Here is a 1502-nt window from a genome sequence, read left to right as displayed (position 1 = left end):
CAGCTTAATGATCGTTTTTGTGATGATGACCTAGGCAGAGCAAGATAACAATAAGCACGGATGAGTCGGAACAACGTTAACATACGGACGAAGGATCCTGTCGGGCAGCATATCTGACCTCCACCTCATGGACAGGTTGAATGAAGGAATGTGGGAGCGTAGACTCTGCGAGATGTGGGAGGGTTGACCACCATGAGCTTATGTGGAGATCCAAAGGTGCAACCATACATTACCATACCATCCGTTTTTTACAACAGGTGGTTTAGGTAGAGAGTCTTTTGTCTCTCGGCATATCCATAAATTTCTTCCTCTACAACTTCATACCATTGAATGTTATCTGCTAAAAAGTATTTAAAGGTCAAAAGCTGAGAAAACGAGAGTATTTGAGAGCAAAGCGTTTCTACATAGAGGGAGATTACTTTAATACTTGTACTCAATAGGGTGAATTTAGTATTGTATAAATATATAATAATACGTATAATTATGCATTCCTAACTTGGGGGCGGGTATATGAATTTGTTGGACATAAACAAGTTATCATTTCTACAAATAACTGATATCTTTCATCTAGCTGATAAGTTAAGCTTAAAGAGTGATGAGCATTTGTTGACTGGTAAAACATTTATTTTATTCTTTCCTGAATCCAGTCTTAGAACGAGAATAACGTTTGAGAAAGGCATAAAAGACTTGGGGGGAGAATGCATATTATTCCCTCCAGAAACCCTAGACAAGAGGGAGCAATTAAGCGATGTTATGAAATACATGGAAAATTGGTCTCACGGCATTATTGTTAGGCATTCTGATTTTACAAAAGTTCTAGAATTGTCAAATCTTTCTGCTATTCCCATCATCAATGCGATGACATCCGATAACCATCCATGCGAGATTCTGTCCGACCTATATTCAATAAGCAGGCAAAGAGAGAACTTCAAGGAGCTTGTATATACATTCGTAGGTCCAGCAGGGAACATTTGCAAATCCTGGGCGGATATCGCAGCTGTGATGAATCTTAATTTTAAGCATGTTTGTACAAGAGGTCATGAATTGGGTAAAGATTCCCCTAACTACAAATTCCATACTGAACTTGAAGATATTCTAAAGGAAAGCGATGTAATATTGACTGATTCTTTACCGAATGAATTGCGAACCAACGAGTACATCAATAAATACCAAATAACTTTAGAGAGAATGAAGTTAACTAAGAAAAATGCTATTTTGAATCCGTGTCCTCCTTTTTTTCGAGGGGAAGAGATTAGTGAAGACGCTATCGCTTCAGAATATTTTGTTGGATATTCATTTAAGAAGAATTTACTTCATGTTCAACAAGCAATCGTGCTACATTGTCTTTTAAACTAACGTATCCCGATACTCCGTGCTTTCTTTGTCTCCTGCGAATACGCCAACTTGCGTGAGATAAGGTTTATGTTAAGCTGCTAATGCAAAGATTTTATCGGGTTTGTATGCGACATCACTACGAGCCATTCCTACTAAGAGTCGAGCTA

The 1502-nt window shown here is 38.1% G+C and carries 1 protein-coding gene; it reads left to right on the top strand.

The annotated features are described in order from the left end of the window. Nucleotides 1–510 precede the first annotated feature (510 nt). Nucleotides 511–1356 carry an ornithine carbamoyltransferase gene (locus tag EJQ19_RS25480; protein ID WP_126144063.1) on the top strand — a complete coding sequence of 282 codons (846 nt, stop codon included), beginning with the start codon at nucleotides 511–513 and terminating at the stop codon, nucleotides 1354–1356. Nucleotides 1357–1502 lie beyond the last annotated feature (146 nt).

The sequence above is a fragment of the Paenibacillus whitsoniae genome (assembly GCF_003955665.1).
Classification (GTDB): Bacteria; Bacillota; Bacilli; order Paenibacillales; family NBRC-103111; genus Paenibacillus_E; species Paenibacillus_E whitsoniae.
This window is presented reverse-complemented; position numbering and strand designations above follow the sequence as displayed.